Source organism: Shewanella sp. 553 (genome assembly GCF_059338375.1).
The window spans coordinates 2,914,320-2,933,117 of sequence record NZ_CM181701.1; the positions used below are offsets into that span (position 1 = coordinate 2,914,320).

At 45.4% G+C, this 18,798-nt stretch carries 22 protein-coding genes and 1 pseudogene; 17 read left to right on the plus strand and 6 right to left on the minus strand.

Translation table 11 applies throughout. The features are described 5' to 3' along the window. Nucleotides 1-62: 62 nt before the first annotated feature. From AC5YBZ_RS12925 to AC5YBZ_RS12990, 14 genes are all read left to right on the plus strand, one after another. Entirely contained in the window at nucleotides 63-557 is a 495-nt protein-coding gene (locus AC5YBZ_RS12925) for an LPS-assembly lipoprotein LptE (protein WP_494523802.1), read from the plus strand. Further along, on the plus strand, nucleotides 557-1,588 hold the full coding sequence (holA, locus tag AC5YBZ_RS12930) for a DNA polymerase III subunit delta (RefSeq protein ID WP_494521145.1): 1,032 nt from the start codon (nucleotides 557-559) through the stop codon (nucleotides 1,586-1,588). The genes AC5YBZ_RS12925 and holA overlap by 1 nt, the downstream gene beginning before the upstream one ends. 1 nt (nucleotide 1,589) lies before the next feature. Then, nucleotides 1,590-2,231, plus strand: coding sequence for a nicotinate-nucleotide adenylyltransferase (gene nadD, locus AC5YBZ_RS12935; RefSeq protein WP_475514604.1), 642 nt, complete (start codon nucleotides 1,590-1,592; stop codon nucleotides 2,229-2,231). A gap of 132 nt (nucleotides 2,232-2,363) precedes the next feature. Further along, nucleotides 2,364-2,693, plus strand: coding sequence for a ribosome silencing factor (gene rsfS / locus AC5YBZ_RS12940; RefSeq protein ID WP_110457874.1), 330 nt, complete (start codon nucleotides 2,364-2,366; stop codon nucleotides 2,691-2,693). Further along, nucleotides 2,693-3,163 (plus strand): 23S rRNA (pseudouridine(1915)-N(3))-methyltransferase RlmH, encoded by a 471-nt coding sequence (gene rlmH / locus AC5YBZ_RS12945; protein ID WP_119978369.1) that lies wholly within the window; start codon nucleotides 2,693-2,695, stop codon nucleotides 3,161-3,163. Before rsfS ends, rlmH begins: the two co-directional genes overlap by 1 nt. Before the next feature lie 81 nt (nucleotides 3,164-3,244). After that, on the plus strand, nucleotides 3,245-5,128 hold the full coding sequence (mrdA, locus tag AC5YBZ_RS12950; RefSeq protein ID WP_494521144.1) for a penicillin-binding protein 2: 1,884 nt from the start codon (nucleotides 3,245-3,247) through the stop codon (nucleotides 5,126-5,128). Continuing rightward, a complete protein-coding gene (gene rodA / locus AC5YBZ_RS12955) occupies nucleotides 5,115-6,221 on the plus strand; it encodes a rod shape-determining protein RodA (protein ID WP_494524822.1) in 1,107 nt (368 codons plus the stop codon). Before mrdA ends, rodA begins: the two co-directional genes overlap by 14 nt. Before the next feature lie 41 nt (nucleotides 6,222-6,262). Further along, a complete protein-coding gene (gene mltB / locus AC5YBZ_RS12960; RefSeq protein ID WP_494521593.1) occupies nucleotides 6,263-7,243 on the plus strand; it encodes a lytic murein transglycosylase B in 981 nt (326 codons plus the stop codon). Then, a complete protein-coding gene (locus AC5YBZ_RS12965) occupies nucleotides 7,233-8,051 on the plus strand; it encodes a septal ring lytic transglycosylase RlpA family protein (protein WP_494521143.1) in 819 nt (272 codons plus the stop codon). The genes mltB and AC5YBZ_RS12965 overlap by 11 nt, the downstream gene beginning before the upstream one ends. A 126-nt stretch (nucleotides 8,052-8,177) precedes the next feature. Continuing rightward, nucleotides 8,178-9,350, plus strand: a complete 1,173-nt coding sequence (locus AC5YBZ_RS12970; RefSeq protein ID WP_494542992.1) for a serine hydrolase — start codon at nucleotides 8,178-8,180, stop codon at nucleotides 9,348-9,350. Nucleotides 9,351-9,471: 121 nt separating this feature from the next. Continuing rightward, entirely contained in the window at nucleotides 9,472-9,738 is a 267-nt protein-coding gene (gene ybeD / locus AC5YBZ_RS12975) for a DUF493 family protein YbeD (protein ID WP_494521141.1), read from the plus strand. A 94-nt stretch (nucleotides 9,739-9,832) separates the two neighbouring features. Continuing rightward, entirely contained in the window at nucleotides 9,833-10,492 is a 660-nt protein-coding gene (lipB, locus tag AC5YBZ_RS12980) for a lipoyl(octanoyl) transferase LipB (RefSeq protein WP_494521140.1), read from the plus strand. Beyond that, nucleotides 10,485-11,450, plus strand: coding sequence for a lipoyl synthase (lipA, locus tag AC5YBZ_RS12985; protein WP_110457843.1), 966 nt, complete (start codon nucleotides 10,485-10,487; stop codon nucleotides 11,448-11,450). Before lipB ends, lipA begins: the two co-directional genes overlap by 8 nt. Before the next feature lie 142 nt (nucleotides 11,451-11,592). Beyond that, nucleotides 11,593-12,921 carry an IS4 family transposase gene (locus AC5YBZ_RS12990; protein WP_494518922.1) on the plus strand — a complete coding sequence of 443 codons (1,329 nt, stop codon included), beginning with the start codon at nucleotides 11,593-11,595 and terminating at the stop codon, nucleotides 12,919-12,921. Between the two features lie 53 nt (nucleotides 12,922-12,974). On the opposite strand, the gene rimI is transcribed toward AC5YBZ_RS12990, so the two are convergent. Continuing rightward, a complete protein-coding gene (rimI, locus tag AC5YBZ_RS12995) occupies nucleotides 12,975-13,418 on the minus strand; it encodes a ribosomal protein S18-alanine N-acetyltransferase (protein WP_494521139.1) in 444 nt (147 codons plus the stop codon). Beyond that, the gene (locus tag AC5YBZ_RS13000; RefSeq protein WP_494521138.1) at nucleotides 13,408-13,749 is read right to left on the minus strand and encodes a DNA polymerase III subunit psi; all 342 of its coding nucleotides are present in this window, start codon (nucleotides 13,747-13,749) and stop codon (nucleotides 13,408-13,410) included. The genes rimI and AC5YBZ_RS13000 overlap by 11 nt, the downstream gene beginning before the upstream one ends. Nucleotides 13,750-14,353: 604 nt before the next feature. Here AC5YBZ_RS13000 and AC5YBZ_RS13005 point away from each other — a divergent pair. From AC5YBZ_RS13005 to AC5YBZ_RS13015, 3 genes and pseudogenes are all read left to right on the plus strand, one after another. Continuing rightward, nucleotides 14,354-14,797, plus strand: a complete 444-nt coding sequence (locus AC5YBZ_RS13005; RefSeq protein WP_041420582.1) for a hypothetical protein — start codon at nucleotides 14,354-14,356, stop codon at nucleotides 14,795-14,797. Next, nucleotides 14,794-14,928, plus strand: a complete 135-nt coding sequence (locus tag AC5YBZ_RS13010) for a hypothetical protein (protein ID WP_269204142.1) — start codon at nucleotides 14,794-14,796, stop codon at nucleotides 14,926-14,928. The genes AC5YBZ_RS13005 and AC5YBZ_RS13010 overlap by 4 nt, the downstream gene beginning before the upstream one ends. 204 nt (nucleotides 14,929-15,132) lie before the next feature. After that, nucleotides 15,133-15,288: pseudogene (locus tag AC5YBZ_RS13015) on the plus strand (IS5/IS1182 family transposase); the annotation flags it as partial. Between the two features lie 67 nt (nucleotides 15,289-15,355). Here AC5YBZ_RS13015 and AC5YBZ_RS13020 read toward each other — a convergent pair. The 4 genes from AC5YBZ_RS13020 to AC5YBZ_RS13035 are packed head-to-tail and all read right to left on the minus strand — an operon-like array spanning nucleotide 15,356 to nucleotide 18,786. Continuing rightward, the gene (locus AC5YBZ_RS13020; protein ID WP_494521137.1) at nucleotides 15,356-16,645 is read right to left on the minus strand and encodes an MBL fold metallo-hydrolase; all 1,290 of its coding nucleotides are present in this window, start codon (nucleotides 16,643-16,645) and stop codon (nucleotides 15,356-15,358) included. Next, on the minus strand, nucleotides 16,645-17,577 hold the full coding sequence (locus AC5YBZ_RS13025) for a hypothetical protein (protein WP_494542993.1): 933 nt from the start codon (nucleotides 17,575-17,577) through the stop codon (nucleotides 16,645-16,647). Before AC5YBZ_RS13025 ends, AC5YBZ_RS13020 begins: the two co-directional genes overlap by 1 nt. Nucleotides 17,578-17,582: 5 nt before the next feature. Further along, entirely contained in the window at nucleotides 17,583-18,248 is a 666-nt protein-coding gene (locus tag AC5YBZ_RS13030; protein ID WP_011919772.1) for a metallophosphoesterase family protein, read from the minus strand. Between the two features lie 43 nt (nucleotides 18,249-18,291). Then, a complete protein-coding gene (locus AC5YBZ_RS13035; RefSeq protein ID WP_494542994.1) occupies nucleotides 18,292-18,786 on the minus strand; it encodes a hypothetical protein in 495 nt (164 codons plus the stop codon). Nucleotides 18,787-18,798: the final 12 nt, after the last annotated feature.

Genomic DNA, 18,798 nt, shown 5'->3' on the forward strand with positions numbered 1-18,798 from the left:
TGCAATGCTCAGCCTATATTGTTAGGCTGAGCATCATTACTCTAGGAAGAACAGACTCACTTATGTTTATTAAACGCCTGTGTTTCGCCCTGTTAACCCTGACCCTTTTGGCCACCAGCGGTTGCGGCTTTAAACTGCAGCGCAGTTACTCTATTCCCGATGCGCTCAAATCACTGCATCTTAACAGTGAAGACCAATACAGCGAGCTCACCCGCTTGGTGCGTGAACGCTTACGTCTTAACAGCATCAATGTGGTTAACGCGAACGCGGCCTTACCCACGCTGAGTATCCTTAATGATTCGCTCGACAGAACGACACTCTCCTTGTACCCGACTGGAAATGTCGCCGAGTATGAGCTCAATTATCAAGTCTCATTTGCGGTGCAACTGCCTGAGCGTGATGCACAGCGTTTTGAAGTGGCAATTCATCGCGATTACCTCGATGACCCGCGCACTGCACTGGCCAAAAGCCGTGAAATGGAACTGCTGGTTAAAGAGATGCGCATCCAAGCGGCTGACCAAATCATTCAAATTTTGGCTTCAATCGAGACCAATTAATGCGGGTTTATCCAGATCAATTAGCCAAACAGCTCACGCCATTAGCCCAATGCTATTTAGTCTTTGGCGATGATCCTTGGCTGTGCGAAACCAGTAAATCCTTAATTTACGCCCAAGCCAAACGCGACGGTTTCGAAGAGCGAATTCAACTCACCCAAGAAACAGGGTTTAATTGGCAAGACTTGCTCGAAGAGTGGAACACCATGAGCCTGTTCGCGAGCCGCCGCATTATTGAGTTGTTTTTACCCCAAGCCAAACCTGGCAGTGACGGCAGCGCACAGTTGCAAGCGTTAATGCAACACGATAACCCCGATATCTTATTGCTGCTTACCGGGCCCAAATTAGCCAGCGAACAGACTAAATCTAAGTGGTTTAAAAGTCTCGACGCTAAAGGCGTTTATATTCCGTGTACCACGCCTGAAGGCGCGCAATTTCAGCGCTGGCTGCAAGGCAGAATCAGTCACTTTAAGTTACGGCTGACCCAAGATGCACAGCAGATGCTGTTTAACCTATATGAAGGTAACTTGCTCGCCGCCGATCAAGCGTTGCAACTGCTGCAGTTGCTCAACCCTAACGATCTGATCGACAGCCAACAACTTGAACAGTACTTTGAAGATCAATCTCGCTTCACCGTTTTCCAGCTAGCCGATGTACTGCTTAATAATCAGCAAGATAAGGCGCAACATATGTTGTCGCAACTGCAGGCCGAAGGCGTAGCTATGCCGATTTTATTATGGAGCCAATTTAAAGAGCTGACCACGCTATTACAGCTAAAGCAGGCACAAGAGCTGGGCGGCAATGTCAGTAGCTTATGGAGCAAACTGCGTATTTGGGATAAACGTAAAACGTTATACCAAGCGGCGCTGTCGCGTTTAAGCCTAACGCAAATCGAAGCCATGCTGGCGTTTGCATCCAAAACAGAGCTAAGACTCAAACAACAAGGCGTCGAAGATTGGACCGCTTTGAGCCACCTATGCCTGTTGTACGATCCCAGCGCTCACGAGCACTTGAGCCATATCGAATTAGCATAAAATGAATATCGGCTTGCTCGGCGGCACTTTTGACCCGATCCACTATGGTCACATCACACCGTTACTTGAGGTGCAGCAAGCACTTGGATTAGACCAAGTGTGGCTAATGCCAAATAATATTCCGCCGCACAAGCCTCAGCCTATGTGCAGCACTGCACACCGGCTGCAAATGGCGCGCTTAGTCTGCCAGCAATACCCACAAATGCAGGTATGTGATATTGAAATTAAACGTAGCAGCCCGTCATATTCAGTGGCCACGCTTAAACGTTTACGTACGGCGCACCCTAATGATCAACTGCTATTTATTATGGGCATGGACTCATTTATCAACCTCCCTAGCTGGCATCAATGGCAGCAATTACTCGAGCTGTGCCATTTGGTGGTATGCCAACGACCGGGCTGGCAACTAGCAAGCGACTCTCCCATGCAGCAGTTACTTGAACAGCGCCGCGGCGATAAAACCAGCCTCGCCATCGCCACAGAGCGGGGGCAATATGGCGGGCTTATTCTGCCAGTGGCCATTACAGAGCAACCTTACTCGTCGACGCAAATAAGAAAGCAACTGGCTAACAACACCTTGCCCGCTGACGCCATGCCCAAAGTCGTTAGCGACTATATCGCCGAGCACCAGCTGTACCGTTGATCGCGATACAGGCGTTGCTATTGGCGTTCTAATTTGCTAAAAAATCCCCTGCTGATGCCGCCTATAGGCGATTACTTTGGCAAGATAACCTGTTATACTGCCCCGCTGTCAAAAATGAATGAGGAAAACCGCGTGCAAAGCGCCGAGCTAAAACAATTTGTCATCGACAAAGTCGAAGATTTAAAAGCAAGAGATATCACAGTATTAGATGTGAGTGAGCAATCAAATATCACCGATTTTATGGTGGTGTGCTCAGGAACATCTAAGACTCACGTAAAAGCAATTGCTGAAAACGTGGTACTAGAAGCTAAACGTGCCAACCTACACATCAATGGTGTTGAAGGTCGTGATAGCAGCGAATGGGTTCTCGTCGACCTAGGCGATGTTATTGTGCATGTGATGCAAGACAAGACTCGTGATTTTTACCAGCTTGAAAAGCTGTGGTCTGAAAAGCCAGAGTAATGAAGTTACAGTTAGTTGCCGTTGGCACCCGTATGCCCAGTTGGGTCACCACAGGATTTGAAGAGTATCAGCGCCGTTTTCCACGGGATATGCCTTTCGAATTAACTGAGATCCCAGCGGGTAAACGTGGAAAAAATGCCGATATAGCTCGAATTCTTCATAAAGAAGGCGAGCTGATGCTAGCGGCGATACCGAAAGGTAATCATATCGTTAGCCTCGATCTCCCCGGCAAAAACTGGACAACACCAGAACTGGCAACCCAGCTTAGCCGGTGGCAACATGATGGACGCGACGTAAGCTTACTGATTGGTGGTCCAGAAGGACTTGCCCCCGCCTGTAAGCAAGCGGCGACCCAAAGCTGGTGCCTTTCAGCACTGACATTACCTCACCCCTTGGTTAGGGTATTGGTGGCTGAGAGCCTTTATCGGGCCTGGAGCGTCAACAATAACCATCCCTATCATCGAGAATAACCCTTGCGCTCCTATGCCCGTAGGACACCACAGGATAGGCTAATGATTACGAACACCAACTTACTGCTGGAGAGAGTATAATTGGCGCCACGTAAACGGATGGCGATGCATAACCATGCCGCCGAAGCCTCGCTGTTCAAGCGAAGAGCTATTTTTACTTTCGTATGTGTCGTGGTGTTATTGTGCATCCTGTTCACCAATCTCTATCAGTTACAGGTCCTCTCTTACACCGATTATGAAACCCGCTCCAATGACAATCGCATTCGAGTGGTTCCTGTTGCACCGAGTCGCGGCCTGATTTATGACCGCCATGGGCAACTGCTGGCAGAAAATCAGCCCTTCTTCTCACTTGAACTTATTCCTGAAAAAGTCACTGACGTAGCCTCGACCCTCGATGTGCTTAACGCGGTGATTGAGATCAGTAGCGATGAACGAGAAAATCTGCTGGAAGCCTTAAAATATCATCGCCGCTTTAAGCCTATTACGGTTAAAAACCGCCTGACAGAAGAGCAAGTCGCCGCCTTCAGTGTTAACCAACATCGCTTCCCCGGATTTTCTATCGATGCAGGCCTTAAACGTCACTACCCTTACAACGGTTTGATGACCCATGTACTTGGCTATGTCGGCCGGATCAACAACCGCGATCAAGCAGCCCTACAAAGCGCTGGCTTATGGAAAAATTATGCCGCCACCAAAGACATTGGTAAGCAGGGCATTGAAAAGTTTTATGAGAATTTGTTACACGGCACGCCAGGCCACCTAGAGGAAGAGGTCAATAATCGCGGCCGCACCATTAGGACCCTCAAGTCGGTCGCACCGATACCAGGCCAAGATATCCACCTCACCTTAGATCTGCAGCTGCAAAAAAAGGCCATGGAGCTATTAGACGGCAGACGCGGCTCTATAGTGGCTATCGATCCCCGCGATGGCGGAATATTAGCCATGGTATCTAGCCCAACTTACGATCCGAACCAATTTGTACACGGCATTAGCTCTAAAGCCTATGGCGAGCTGCTTAACTCGCGCTCACGCCCCTTAATTAACCGCGCCACCCAAGGGCAATATGCACCGGCCTCAACGGTGAAACCTCATATGGCGCTATTGGGCTTAGAAGATAAAGTCGTCACCGCCAAAACCCGCGTCTGGGACCCGGGCTTTTGGCAGATCCCCAATGTCGATCATAAGTATCGCGATTGGAAACGCTGGGGCCATGGCTGGGTTGATGTCAATGGTGCGCTCGTGCACTCCTGCGACACCTACTTCTATGATTTAGCTTATAAAACTGGCATCGATAAGATGAGCCACTTTATGCACCAATTTGGCTTTGGTGAACGTACCGGAGTGGATATTTTCGAGGAATCGGCCGGCATTATGCCCTCTCGCGAATGGAAGCGGGCTAAGTATAATCAGCCTTGGTATATAGGTGACACCATTTCAGTTGGGATAGGCCAAGGGTATTGGACCACCACCCCGCTACAGCTTGCTAATTCAACGGCTATCTTAGCCAATAATGGCCAGCGATTTGTGCCTCACCTGCTTAAATCGGTGGAAAACGACACGACCAAGGTCGATACCTTGATCGATAAAATGCCCCCACTGGAACTGAAAGATCCCCGCAATTGGGAGATCATCAACACCGCCATGAAGGACACGGCGCATAAATCGCGCTTTGTCGACGCCGGTTACACAGCCGCGATGAAAACCGGTACGGCACAGGTATTTACCGTGGCAGAAGATGAAAAATATGATGCCGACACCATTGATGAGCACCTGCGCGATAATGCGCTAATCATTGCTTATGCGCCCTATGAGTCACCCAAAATTGTATTAGCCGTGGTACTCGAAAATGCCGGCTGGGGTGGCGCTAATGCAGGCCCAGTCGCACGCGCCTTACTCGATGAATATATTCTCAGAGATGAGCCTGCCACCATCACCGCCGGAGCGCCGCACCATGACCGCCCATAGCCACCGCCCTAACATCTGGCAACGTTTACATATAGACCTGCCCCTGCTGTTGGGGATCTTGGCACTGATGTGCTTTGGCCTATTTGTTATCTATTCTGCTGGCGGTGAAGATATTGCCCTAATGGAACGTCAATTAGTGCGTATCGGCCTGTCACTGGCCATCATGCTATTTGTGGCACAAATCAACCCAGAAGTCTTCCGGCGTTGGGCATTTCCTATTTATATTACTGGGATAGTGCTGTTACTGGGGGTGCACTTTTTTGGTGAGATCAACAAGGGAGCTCAGCGCTGGTTAAACTTGGGCTTTATGGAATTTCAACCCTCAGAGCTGATTAAGCTGGCCTTCCCCATCACTATGGCCTGGTATATCAGTAAGTTTCCGCTACCACCAAAGAAGCGTTATCTAGCGGGAGCAGGGGTGTTACTGTTGATCCCGACGTTGTTGATTGCCAAACAACCAGACTTAGGCACCTCAATTTTAGTGGCCGCATCAGGGATATTTGTACTGTTTTTGTCAGGCATGAGTTGGGCGATTGTCGGCAGCTTTGTCGGCGGCGTACTCGCCATGTTACCCGTGCTGTGGTTTTTCTTAATGCACGACTATCAACGCACGCGGGTATTAACCTTACTCGATCCTGAAAAGGATCCCTTGGGCGCAGGCTACCATATTATTCAGTCGAAAATTGCTATTGGCTCAGGAGGCTTATGGGGCAAGGGCTGGCTAGAGGGGACTCAGTCACAACTAGAATTCTTACCCGAGCGCCATACCGATTTTATCTTCGCGGTCATTGGTGAAGAGTTTGGCTTAATCGGTAGCCTATTGTTATTGGCGCTCTATTTATATGTGATTGGCCGCGGCTTAGTAATTGCAGCGCGGGCACAAACCAGTTTTGCCCGTTTACTCGCTGGCAGTATTACTTTAACCTTCTTTGTGTATATTTTTGTCAACATAGGCATGGTGTCGGGTATTTTACCTGTAGTCGGTGTGCCATTACCCTTAATTAGTTACGGTGGTACCTCGATGCTGACGCTGATGACAGGCTTTGGTATCTTAATGAGCATCCATACCCATAGACGTTTTGTCGACCGATAACGGAGCACAGAGTGAAGCTAAGATTGCCCCTCATTGCCATTATGGCAGCCCTTACACTGGGCCTTGACTCGCCAACGACCCATGCTGCAACTGTGGTAGCAGCCGATGGTGATATTCGCACCGCTAAGCAAGCTTTTATTCAAACACAACTCGATGCAGGATTTACCCAGCAAGAGATTGAGCAGTTTCTTGCCAAGGCTAATTATAACCAAAAAGTGATTGATGCAATCACCACCCCATGGGAAGCCAAGCCTTGGCACCTTTATCAGCCTATCTTCCTGACCGAACAACGCCTAGCAAAGGGCCTCGAATTTTGGCAGCGTTATGCCGACACCATAACCAAGGCGGCCAATGAGTTTCAGGTTGAGCCCGAGATCATTGTGGCCATTATCGGTATCGAAACCTTTTACGGGGGCTACTTAGGTAATTACCCTGTAGTTGATGCTCTTTACACTTTAGGCTTTCACTACACTCCAAGAGCGAGCTTCTTTAGTAAAGAACTGGCTAATCTGCAAATGCTCGCCAAAGAGGAGCAGCTGGATATTGCCAACCTAAAGGGCTCGTATGCAGGCGCAATGGGGTTTGGTCAATTTATTCCCTCTAGCTATCGCCATTACGCAGTGGATTTTGATAATGATGGCCAGCGTGACTTAATTGGCAATCCCATCGACGCCATTGGCAGTGTTGCCAACTACTTTCATCAACATCATTGGCGTAAAGGTGACCCTGTGGCATTGCCATTGACCAATCATGCGCTGCCAGAACATTTAAATGTGTGGCAAGGTGAAAAGTTGCATTATCGAGTGGCCGATATACTCTCGCCACAGATAGCACTGGGGCAAAATACCGATTTAGATATCAGCCAACCGGCGATGATAGTAGAACTGGAGCAAGCCGAGCAAACCGATTATTGGTTAGGATTGCACAATTTTTATGTGATCACCCGTTATAATCGTAGCCCCTTGTACGCCATGGCTGTGTATCAATTCAGCCAACAACTTAAAGACGCTTATGCGAAATAATTACCGCTTTTATCACAATAGTCGCCAGCTGTATCATGCCAGCATAATTGCATTGATTTTACTGCTGACAGCATGTTCATCAAGCAGCGATCGGCGCTATAAAATGAACGATGATGCGGCGCCTAACAACACCCCAGATGTCACTAAGGTCGAAGATGCACATCCTAAATTTGAACCCTACAGCCGGGGTGGGAACAGTAAGAGTTATACGGTACGCGGCAAAACCTATCGCGTACTCGATACGGGGAAAGGCTACCAACAAGCAGGCATAGCGTCATGGTATGGTGCTAAGTTTCATGGCCACCTCACCTCTAATGGTGAAACCTATGATATGTATTCGATGTCGGCGGCTCACAAAACCTTGCCTATACCCAGTTACGCTAAAATCACTAACTTAGCCAACAACAAGAGCGTTGTTGTTCGGGTTAACGATCGCGGTCCGTTCCATGATGAGCGTTTGATTGATTTATCTTACGCCGCCGCTCATCGACTCGATATGCTTAAAACCGGTACGGCCAGGGTTAATGTAGAAGTGATTTATATCGAGAGCCCAGAATCAACCGCCCTTGCCGAACTAAAAAATACCGATTTACATTACGTGCAAGTGGTAGCGTCTTCAGACAAACAACGCATCACTCAGCTTGGAAACCAGTTAGCCAACCAATACCAGGTAAAGACGCGTATTTTGCAAGCGGGTAACTTGTATAAACTTCAACTAGGCCCCATTGGCCGCCAACAAATAGCCACAGAGTTACATCAAACCCTGCAGCAAAACGGTTTTCCTCAAAGCTATGTCGTTACAGAGTAGGTGAATAATCGACTCAATTGAATGAAGATTAATGAACCTTCACTGATTTACACGGTCGACTAATGTTATACTCGAGCAGATAGCAGCTTTCTTTTCGCATTCAACTAAAAGACGTGCCTTTTTAATATGAAATTGATCAATCAATACGCAAAATCACTGTTCCTTTTGACCTCACTCTCCTTTACCACAGCCAGCGCCGCACCAGTGGTGACACCTGATGCGCCTAAGGTCGCTGCTAAAGCCTATATTTTAATGGATTACCATTCTGGTCAAATCATTGCTGAAGAAAATGCCTATGAAAGCTTAAATCCAGCCAGCTTGACCAAAATGATGACCAGTTACGTCATCGGTCATGAGATCAAAGTGGGCAACATCTCACCCGACGATCAGGTCACTATTAGTAAAAAAGCGTGGTCTAAAAACTTTCCCGATTCGTCAAAGATGTTTATCGAGGTGGGTAAACAGGTGTCTGTAGACGATCTTAATCGCGGGATCATTATTCAATCGGGTAACGATGCTTGCGTTGCGATGGCTGAACATATTGCTGGTACAGAAGATGGCTTTGTCGACCTGATGAATTCATGGACCAAGCAGCTCGGCATGACCGACAGTTACTTTGAAAACTCCCACGGTCTCGACTCTGAAAATCATAAAACGACCGCTTATGATATGGCGATTCTTGGCGCAGCACTTATCCGTGATGTACCAGAAGAGTACCGCGTTTACTCAGAAAAATCATTTACCTACAATGGCATAAAACAATACAACCGTAACGGATTGTTGTGGGACAAAAGCTTAAATGTCGATGGCATCAAAACTGGCCATACTTCAGGCGCAGGCTACAATCTTGTCACTTCAGCAACTAAAGACGGTATGCGTCTTATTTCAGTTGTCATGGGCACCGCTAGCGAGTCAGCACGTAAAGCTGAAAGCAAAAAGCTACTCAATTATGGCTTCCGTTTCTTCGAAACAATTACCCCATACCAAGCTGGTGACAGTTTTGTGACCCAAAAAATTTGGTACGGTGATAGAGAAGCCGTTGATTTGGGCGTGACTACAGACACCCCAATTACCATCTACCGTGGCCAGGCACAAAACCTCCAAGCTAACTTTGAGCTCAATAAAGAACTTACCGCGCCACTCGCCAAAGGTGAAGTTGTCGGACGGCTCTATTTCCAGCTTGATGGTAAAGATGTCGCCCAATTCCCGCTGGTCACCTTACAAGAAGTTAAAGAAGGCAGCTGGTTCAGTAAGTTAATGGACTATTTCAAGCAGATGTTTGCCAGTTGGTTCAACTAACTTAATTGTACGAAACTAAGGTCACCTCTGGGTGGCCTTTTTGTTTTACCTTACTGGGGTTGAATTAGGTATAATGCGCCCCATTTATTACCTCATCTATTTCGGCAAGAGATTAAAACCAATGTTAGACACTAAGTTTCACGAGCTCATGGAGTTCCCAGCAGCATTTCCATTTAAAGTTGTCGGTGATGCAAGAGACACACTGGCCGATGATGTGGTTGCAGTAGTGCAACGCCATGTGCCTGGTGATTATATTCCGACCACTAAAGCGTCGAGCAAGGGCACTTATAACTCCATCACCATCAAAGTGACGGTTAGCAGTAAAGAGCAAATCGAGACGCTTTACGTTGAATTAGCCGCAATTGATGGTGTTAAGCGCGTACTCTAATCCAGCGCCATACAAGAAGAAGTGTGATCTATATTACATTTCTTAATTTCGCGCGTATAATAAGCGCACAAAATGCTAAGGGGAGAGGTTGCCCTTGAAGGATAAGGTTTTACACATTCGTCATCTTGGTCGTCAAGATTACGAATCGGTATGGCATGCCATGCAGCATTATACCGATACTCGCGATGAACACAGCCAAGATGAACTATGGGTAGTAGAGCACCCTGCCGTTTTTACCCAAGGTCAAGCCGGTAAGAGCGAGCACATACTTAACCCTGGTGACATCCCCGTTATTCAAGTCGACAGAGGTGGTCAAGTGACCTACCACGGGCCTGGACAACTGGTAGCGTATCCTTTACTGGATATCAAGCGTCTCAAAATTGGGGTGCGCCAACTGGTGACCGATATAGAGCAAAGCATCGTCAGTATGCTGGCGATGTATGATATCAAGGCGTATCCTAAAGCCGATGCGCCAGGTGTCTATGTCGATGAGCGTAAAATAGCCTCTCTCGGATTACGTATCCGCAAAGGATGCTCGTTTCATGGCCTTGCACTTAATGTCGATATGGATATGTCCCCATTTCAACGCATCAACCCCTGTGGGTATGCGGGTTTAGAGATGGCGCAATGCAAACCGTTAAACGGACCTCAAACTGTTATAGAAGCTGGTGAAAAACTTATCCAAACCTTTAGCCAAACACTGGGCTATCATCATTTAGAACATCATCAAGGGTTAGCAAAGTCATATGAATAGGCCTGAAAGACTACAACCGGGAGTTAAGTTACGTGACGCCGATAAGGTCTCACGCATTCCTGTTAAGATCGTGCCTTCAGAGCGCGAAACAATGTTACGTAAACCCGATTGGTTAAGGGTAAAATTACCCGCTTCTAATCAGCGTATTATCGACATCAAACAAGCACTGCGTAAAAACGGTTTGCACTCTGTCTGCGAAGAAGCATCTTGCCCTAACTTAGCAGAGTGCTTTAACCATGGGACAGCTACCTTCATGATTTTGGGTGCTATTTGTACTCGCCGCTGTCCATTTTGTGACGTAGCCCATGGCCGACCACTAAAGCCTGATGCCGAAGAGCCCGTCAAGCTTGCACAAACGATTCGCGATATGAAGCTCAAATATGTGGTGATCACTTCTGTCGATCGTGACGATCTTAGAGACGGTGGAGCACAACATTTTGCCGACTGCATTCGTGAAATTCGGATATTAAATCCAGAGATCAAAATTGAGATTCTCGTGCCTGACTTCAGAGGCCGTATTGATGCGGCGCTGGACATATTAGCCACTGAGCCACCTGATGTGTTTAACCACAACTTAGAAACGGCGCCTAAGCACTATCGTAAGGCCCGTCCTGGCGCCAACTATCAATGGTCACTGGATCTGCTGAAGAAATTTAAAGAGCGTCATCCATCAATACCAACGAAGTCTGGATTGATGATGGGACTTGGTGAAACCAACGAAGAGATCGCTGAAGTATTGCAAGATCTGCGCGCTCATAACGTCGAGATGCTCACGCTAGGGCAATATCTTCAGCCATCTAAGTTTCACCTACCTGTAGAACGTTATGTTCCGCCTGCGGAGTTTGACGAACTAAGAGAGTTTGCCGAAAAGATAGGCTTTACCCATGCAGCATGTGGCCCAATGGTTCGCTCTAGTTACCATGCCGATCTGCAAGCGCAAGGCAAAGAAGTTAAATAAGCGCTTCTTTTAACCACAACAAGTTTTAATCTAAAAATAGCGCCGCAAGGCTAATGCTGATCAGTTAAGCATATAAACGATCAGTTGACCGATCTTTAAAAGGCTTCAAAATCCAATATCAGAAATGATATTGGATTTTTTTATGTCTTTAGAACAAGCTTTCTGCACCGCTTTTGAATACCACCAAGAAGCCACAGCCTTTACCAATCTTAATCACTTATTGGATGAAAACATCATCCAGCAAGCCTTTGAAACTGCTGGGGTCGCCACAGTAAGAAAACGTCGCTTACCCCTTGATGCAGTTATGTGGTCTGTCATTGGTATGAGTTTTTACCGACAACAGTCTGTATGGGAGCTTGCGACTCATATGGAGTTGATGCTACCAGGTAAAAAGAAGCTCATTGCCCCCAGTGCTCTTGTTCAAGGGCGCCAGAGGTTAGGTGTGCAGAGTATGAAAAATGCCTTTCAAATGATGGCAAAACATTACTATAGCAACACTCAATTTGAGACGTGGTGTGGACTGAATTTATTAGCCGTTGATGGTGTAGTCTGGCGCACTCAGGACACCGCTGATAATCGTAATGCTTTTGGCTCACCATCAAATCAACATGGTGACACCTCATTTCCTCAGGTTCGTATGGTGTGTCATATGGAGCTCACTAGCCATCAACTGATAAATAGCGCGTTTGATGGTTATAAAACGAGTGAAATGAAGCTAGCAGAAGCGCTCATACAGTCAACTCCAGACCATAGTCTCACGATGTTCGATAAAGGTTTTTACTCCTTAAACTTGCTACATCAATGGCAACTAGGTGGTGAAGAGCGGCACTGGTTAATCCCTGCGAGAAAGGGGCTTCAATACGAGGTTTTACACTCAAATGGCCGGTTAGATAAACAGGTGAAATTGGCAATAACCGCCCAAGCCAGACAACAAAACCCAGCGCTACCGACGCATATAGAAGCGAGGCTGGTGACAAAATCAATAAAAGGTAAGACGCATCAGGTATTAACCTCAATGGTCGACCCATTACGCTTTCCAAGTGCTGACATCGTTGAGTTATATAATCATCGATGGGAAATAGAGCTTGGCTACAGAGAGATGAAACAAACCCTACTAAACAGCGAGTATACGCTAAGAAGTAAAAAATCAGAGATGGTAGAACAGGAACTTTGGGGCTTACTACTTGGCTACAACCTGATGCGTCAAGCAATGACTGAGGCCGCATCAAGAAAAGGAATATGGGCCAATCGCCTCAGCTTCAGTAACTGTGCGAGTACGATACTAAGTTACCTAGCAAGATTACCACTGATGAGCCCAGGAAATTTACCCAAACATTACGAGCAACTGATAGAAATGCTAGGTAACTTCGAGCTACCAACGAAACGAGAAGATAGGGTGTACCCAAGGGCTATAAAGTCAAAACCAAGCAAATATCCCCATAAAAAGAAAAATGCCAATCAGCTTAACTGACTGGCATTAGCCGCAAGGCGCTATTTTTATCACAATATTTGTTGCAAGCAAGCCTATAATAATCGCTCCATCAACACCGCATCTTCCTTGCCTAGCTCATGTTGATAATAGTTAACCCGTAAACCAGTACGAACAAAACCCGCCATTTCATACAAACGGATCACCGCAGAGCTCGATGCCCTGACCTCTAACATTATCCGCTCTGCACCACCAGAGGCCGCTAAATCGACAACAGCATCTAATAACACTCTACCAAGTCCTTTGCCTTGATTTTCTGGTGACACGCAGATATCCATCAAGGTGGCGTCCTCAAATAACAAGTGCAAAATGGCAAACCCTACGAGGTCGCCATCAACCTCAAGACCAATAACATGATAGAAACGCCCAAAGCAACTCTCAAGCGTTGCTATAGACATAGGAAATTGATGACAGCGTTGCTCAATTTCAGCAACGTTGGCCACATCTGCCAGCGATAAAGCCCTTAACTTATAATGCATGCTGTTGCTCGCATATCGATTGCCAAAGCGCTCGCTTAGCCTGAACGTCACGCTCAAGCTCATTCAAAGGGGCAGAGCTGATAACAGAGTTCACTTTAGGCAGCTTTAACTTACGCATATCCCAAAGAATATTTTGTTGTAATTTAGTGCTTAGTTGAACTTGTGCGGGTTCTACATCGACAAGCCTAAGCACAATTTGGATGATCGGATGACTGAGATCGAATTGCGCACCATGATCTAGCAGAATAATAGCCGTAGGCAATACATTATTAGCATCGGTCCAACGGGTTACCCCCATCGCGTCCAAATAATCGTCTCTATTCAAGTTCACTCCAACCAATCCAAATACGACCCAAGAATACCAGTTACACAGTTAGAATGTCACTGGAGTATAAAGCAAGTTGTTAAACACGAGGAAGATGGCAAACACTGTGACAGGTATTAACGCAGTAAACGTGTCAATCGACATCCACGTTTAATAAAAGCAGAAAAGCAAAAAGCCGTTCATTTCTGAACGGCTTCTTTAATTTGGCAGGGGTGGCAGGACTCGAACCCGCAACCATCGGTTTTGGAGACCGCCACAAGACCAAATGATGTTATTCTACGCCAGTTGAAACCTGAGGGTTTCATTGAATAATTATATTAATTACATATAGTTAAATCATTACGTTTAAAAATTCATTTTCAACGGATTTAAGTCATTTTTCAGCGATTTAGTGCCCACGGCGATTATTTTGGTCACCGATTTTGGTATAAAAATTCTATTTATTTTCACAAAGAGATACCGAAAAAGGAGCTTGGTTAGACCATATTCTAGAGTTGGATAGCACAAAATCATGCCTTTGCTAAACACATATACAACTGACCACTGTCGAACTTGGAGGTTTGCCCTTAAGCAAGCCTCCAATAGAGAATAATTATTGAGCTGTGTAGTAATGCTTTTTACCCAAGGGTCTATATTGATTAACTGTTCAAGGCTTTCGGGCCGAGTAACTGATCAAGTTGCGGGGTTGTATAGTGACTTTACCACGATGTTGGTTTACAGGTGGAATACCGGAGCAACGGCAGTAGTTGACTTTGCTAGCTCAGTGATGGGTGATCCTGAATTTATGCAAGGTGTCGCCGATAGCGTATCAATGGGGTCAACGAGTGCTTCAGCGGCTATTGGTAACATGCTGTACGCAATGAAAGAGCAAGTATACTCAACGATAAATAGCATGTTGCCTAAAGAACTTGGAAAGCTGTTGTTTAAAAAAGCGACTGAGGAAGAAGTAAAAAAAGAAGCGGCTCAAGAAGTAGGGACTGGTAAGCCCCTTGAACATCGTTATTGCTCGAAATTGAATCAAATGCTAAAATTTAAGGTAAGGACATCCTTATGAGTAACTATATAGTGTCACCTGAAACGTTTATTTTATATTCATTAGCTGTTTTTTCTGTTGCGACCTTAATGTTGGTTGCAGTAGGTTGGTTTGCCGCCGAGTTCGATAGAAGCAAGCAACCTAAGAAATAAATCAGTTAAAATATTTAACCCTAGAGGGACACTCCCTCAAGGGCTTGTGTTCCTCTAAATTGGAGAAACACATGAACAATCGAAAATCCTTATCTTCTCAAGCTGCCTACTTGCGCAGACGCAAACAGAAGATTCTAAAAAAACTTAAACAAATTCACGATACGAAACGAACTGACTCTGAAATGAGCCAGATGATGAATATGTCTATCGGAGACTGCAATGTATCGCTAAAAACAACTCATCAGCTCCAAGCTAAGCTTACGTGATCACAATGCACTGATCGGAGAAGCTTTGGCTGGTATAAAAGCGATGAACAAAGTCATAGAGCCAAGTATGCCTGTTAGACAGACAACTGCATAAACTCGGAAAACCTTAGTATAGCTGCATCTCAAGCAGTTATTTGATCAACAAGGCCGCTCAATGCATATCATTCACAGACTATCGACTCTCCATTTTCTACTATGCGAACGTTATCAAAATAGCTTGAAAACTTGTCACGGTTGAGAGTATGAATTGGTACTAAAACCTTGGGTGATATATTACCTGCGAAGCTCTGTAAGTGCTCTAGGTAAGCATGACCACTCGTATGAATGTATTGCCATGACTCCTGATATTTATTGGCTATCTCTGCAAACTTAGGCTGCTTACTTTGATAACCTAACCACATAGAGTAGATAAGTTTAGGTTTTACCCCTTTTTCTTTAAATGAGTCAAGGTAGGGGGTCATTGCATAGGGAGATAATCTGAATACGTAGTTAGTCCCCTTCAGCTTACTAAGATTCACATGGCGGTTGCTGTATCGCAGGAAATCATCACCAAATTCAGACTTAATGATAGCTAGTTGGGATTGAGGAAATATTACTTTTAGGTGATCATTTTTATGTGGTGGTAAGCTAGGGGAGTACTTCTTTAGCGCCTCAAGCAAGTAAAGTTGGTATAGATCGATAACTAGCTCTTTTCCTGTGCGTTTAGTTGCGTTATAGAGGCTTACAATTCGATCAATATTGCTACCTGAGGCTGAAACAAAAGCTGGTCCATCACCCTCATTAAGGGCCGAAACCATAGCATCTTCAACCGAAACTTCAGTAGGAAATTGTAGCGAGTGCCCTCCATTAAGGGTCGTTCCCTCAAGCAGCATTAAATCAGGCTGCTTCACATTTGCGTAGATGTAATCGCTAACCTGTGACTTTCTGCCATGCCCACGAAAATCCCCAGTGTAATATACCTGCTTACCATCAACCTCTATTAAAAGACTACATGCGCCAAAGGCTGAATGATCCATTAAAAATGCCGTTACTGTGAATGGACCAACTTGAAATGGTTTTCCAGGAGTGAACTGTCGACACTGCTCCAGTGAACTAAATCGCAATGCTTCAGGGTAAAACAAGTTGCCAATAGTCATCATAGAGTAACTACTATCTGACAGGTATATATTTGAGCTTTTAGGTAATGATCTCAGTAGACCATAATGGTCTGGATGTGCATGGGATAAGAGATAAGCCAAAGGAGGTCTAGTATCTTGCTGTTGAATATCAAGCAAAATACCATTTTCCATCGATGGGCTTGAAGCCAAGTCTGCATCAATCGATACTCCTGTGCTATCCATGAGAGGAGCACCGTAATCTAACACAATGCTATCTTCGCCATGGTTTATTTTTACGCAACTACCACCAATGGTATCTGCTCCACGCAATATAGTTACTGAGATCTGTGGCATTAAAACTGCTCCTTACTCTGAAGTTTGTAACAGCTGCCTTCAGTCATTATCTGCATGGTTACTTTATTTTCAATTAGCTTCTTTTCATAACGAGACCAGTTATTTTTCTTATCCTGTACCTCGTTATAATAAATCAGTAACCTTGGCTCACTATCGATAACTAGCCGTGGTATGTCCCCACTTTCATCTTCTTCCATATTAGCGACGTCTTCAATAATCGACGCCACAGATTTATTTGCTAGCTTGGTTATCTTGGTCAGTACTTGGCAAGCGTTAACAAATGCTACTTTTAACTGCTTTTGACGGTTGTCATCATTTAGAAAGACTCTATAACGCCCCAACTGTTCAAGTACTTTAGAAATATCACTATCAGCCCCCCAACGTGAGTCAGTCGTGAGTTTAGCCTCCCAAAAGACAAGACGAACTGAACCGTCGCGCTGCTCTAGCGCTACCAAATCAATTCGGTCAGCCCTACCAGGTAGCCCCATCTCCATATCGATAATATTGTCATTTATAGCGGTAACTTCTTCGACAAAGTTTTTTTCAATACCGTCATACTTCTTTGCACGATCCATCCACTTTTCTAACGTCTTGCTGCCTTGGTAACGTACACTGTCTTTTTCATTCTCAGGGTTAATTATTTCTGGATCGTTTCCAGTCAATTTGACATTTTTCTGCGACTTAGCATCTGGAAATACATATTTAATATGTAGCTTTGAGTACAACTCTTTTTTCCTGTTAAATCGAATATAGGCAATAGCTTGTCCTCGATGATAAAAATTGAGGTAGTTTTCACGTACAGCTAAGCGAAGACCAAAGTCACCTAACTCTTCGCCAGCTGGCATTAGTCGTTGCAGCAGATCCTGCCACCATTCTGGGTTTTCTTTAGGTAACTGATTAAGATCGAATTTTCTCGCAAAAGGTTTTGTCATACAGATTACTCACTCCCCACTAGAGTTATAGAGTTAAAGTTCGGCTTTTCAGCGCTAGGGTTACTACCTGGGTTAGAAATAATCCTGTTTTTAAATTTACTAAAGCGAGCATGGGGCTGATGAACATGGCCGCATAGAACATACTTTGCCTGCAACTCACCAAACTTGATAGCGGCTCGGATATCTTGGCAGCCCCAGTCTTCACCACCCTGCATAGCGACTTTGAGCTTAGATGGCGGGACGTGGTGTAGTAATACGTCACAATATCTAAACTTATGAAAGTTAAGACTTTCGTATGGTATACAGCCAAAGTAAAAACCACCTATCTCGACAATATTACCATCAAGGTAGAGATGATCTTTTTTCAACCTGCTAAGCCAACGTGCTGATGGCTGCTCATCATTTTCAAACTCTATTTGATCATGATTACCCGAGCAGATAAATGTAGGAATACTTAGTGTAAGCGTCCATTGCTTGATCCACTCAATTTGCTCCTCACTGCTTAAAGTCTGATTCAAGGAATCATCGAGCAGATCACCACTGATACACAACACATCATAATTGCACGATTGCTCTGTTACCCATTCAAATTGAGCTTGATTGAAATGCAGATCAGATACGTGCAGTACCTTCACCGAACAGCCAAGAGTAGGCTTAATAACATGAGTCATTTAAAGCTCCTCCGTATAAATTAATAGTCGTAGGAAAACAGGGTCAGGCAGATTTATACAATGCCGCAGCAGCTTGAACCCGTACAATCTCATTTTCGCTATCCAGTGCCTGAATTAGCGTGTTACGCACTTTATTTTGTAACTCTAATTCTGTTGTAACGGGCTCTTCGGATATATGTTCAGCAACTTTAAGGAACTCCTCCATTGCTGCCGCATGCTTGGAAAAATTACATACCGTTTTGCGTGCGCCTTTCAATGACCTCAAAACACCCGGTGGAAGGAGTGACTTCTTTACTGTCATGATATGTTCAACGGGCACACCATGAGGGTTCCCTTCTTTTGAGTTATCTCGATTCATATCATACTGTGAGGATTCGACGGTACGAAACAGATGCATACTTTCAATACTACTTTCTGATGGGCTCAAGACTATTGAACCAACCTCGATATGTAGAAACTGCTCCACTTGAGAAAGGTTATGTGCATTGATCTCTGGGTATTCTTGAGCCAGTGCTTGCTGTAAGCCATCTCTACTCAAGCCCCTTAGGTC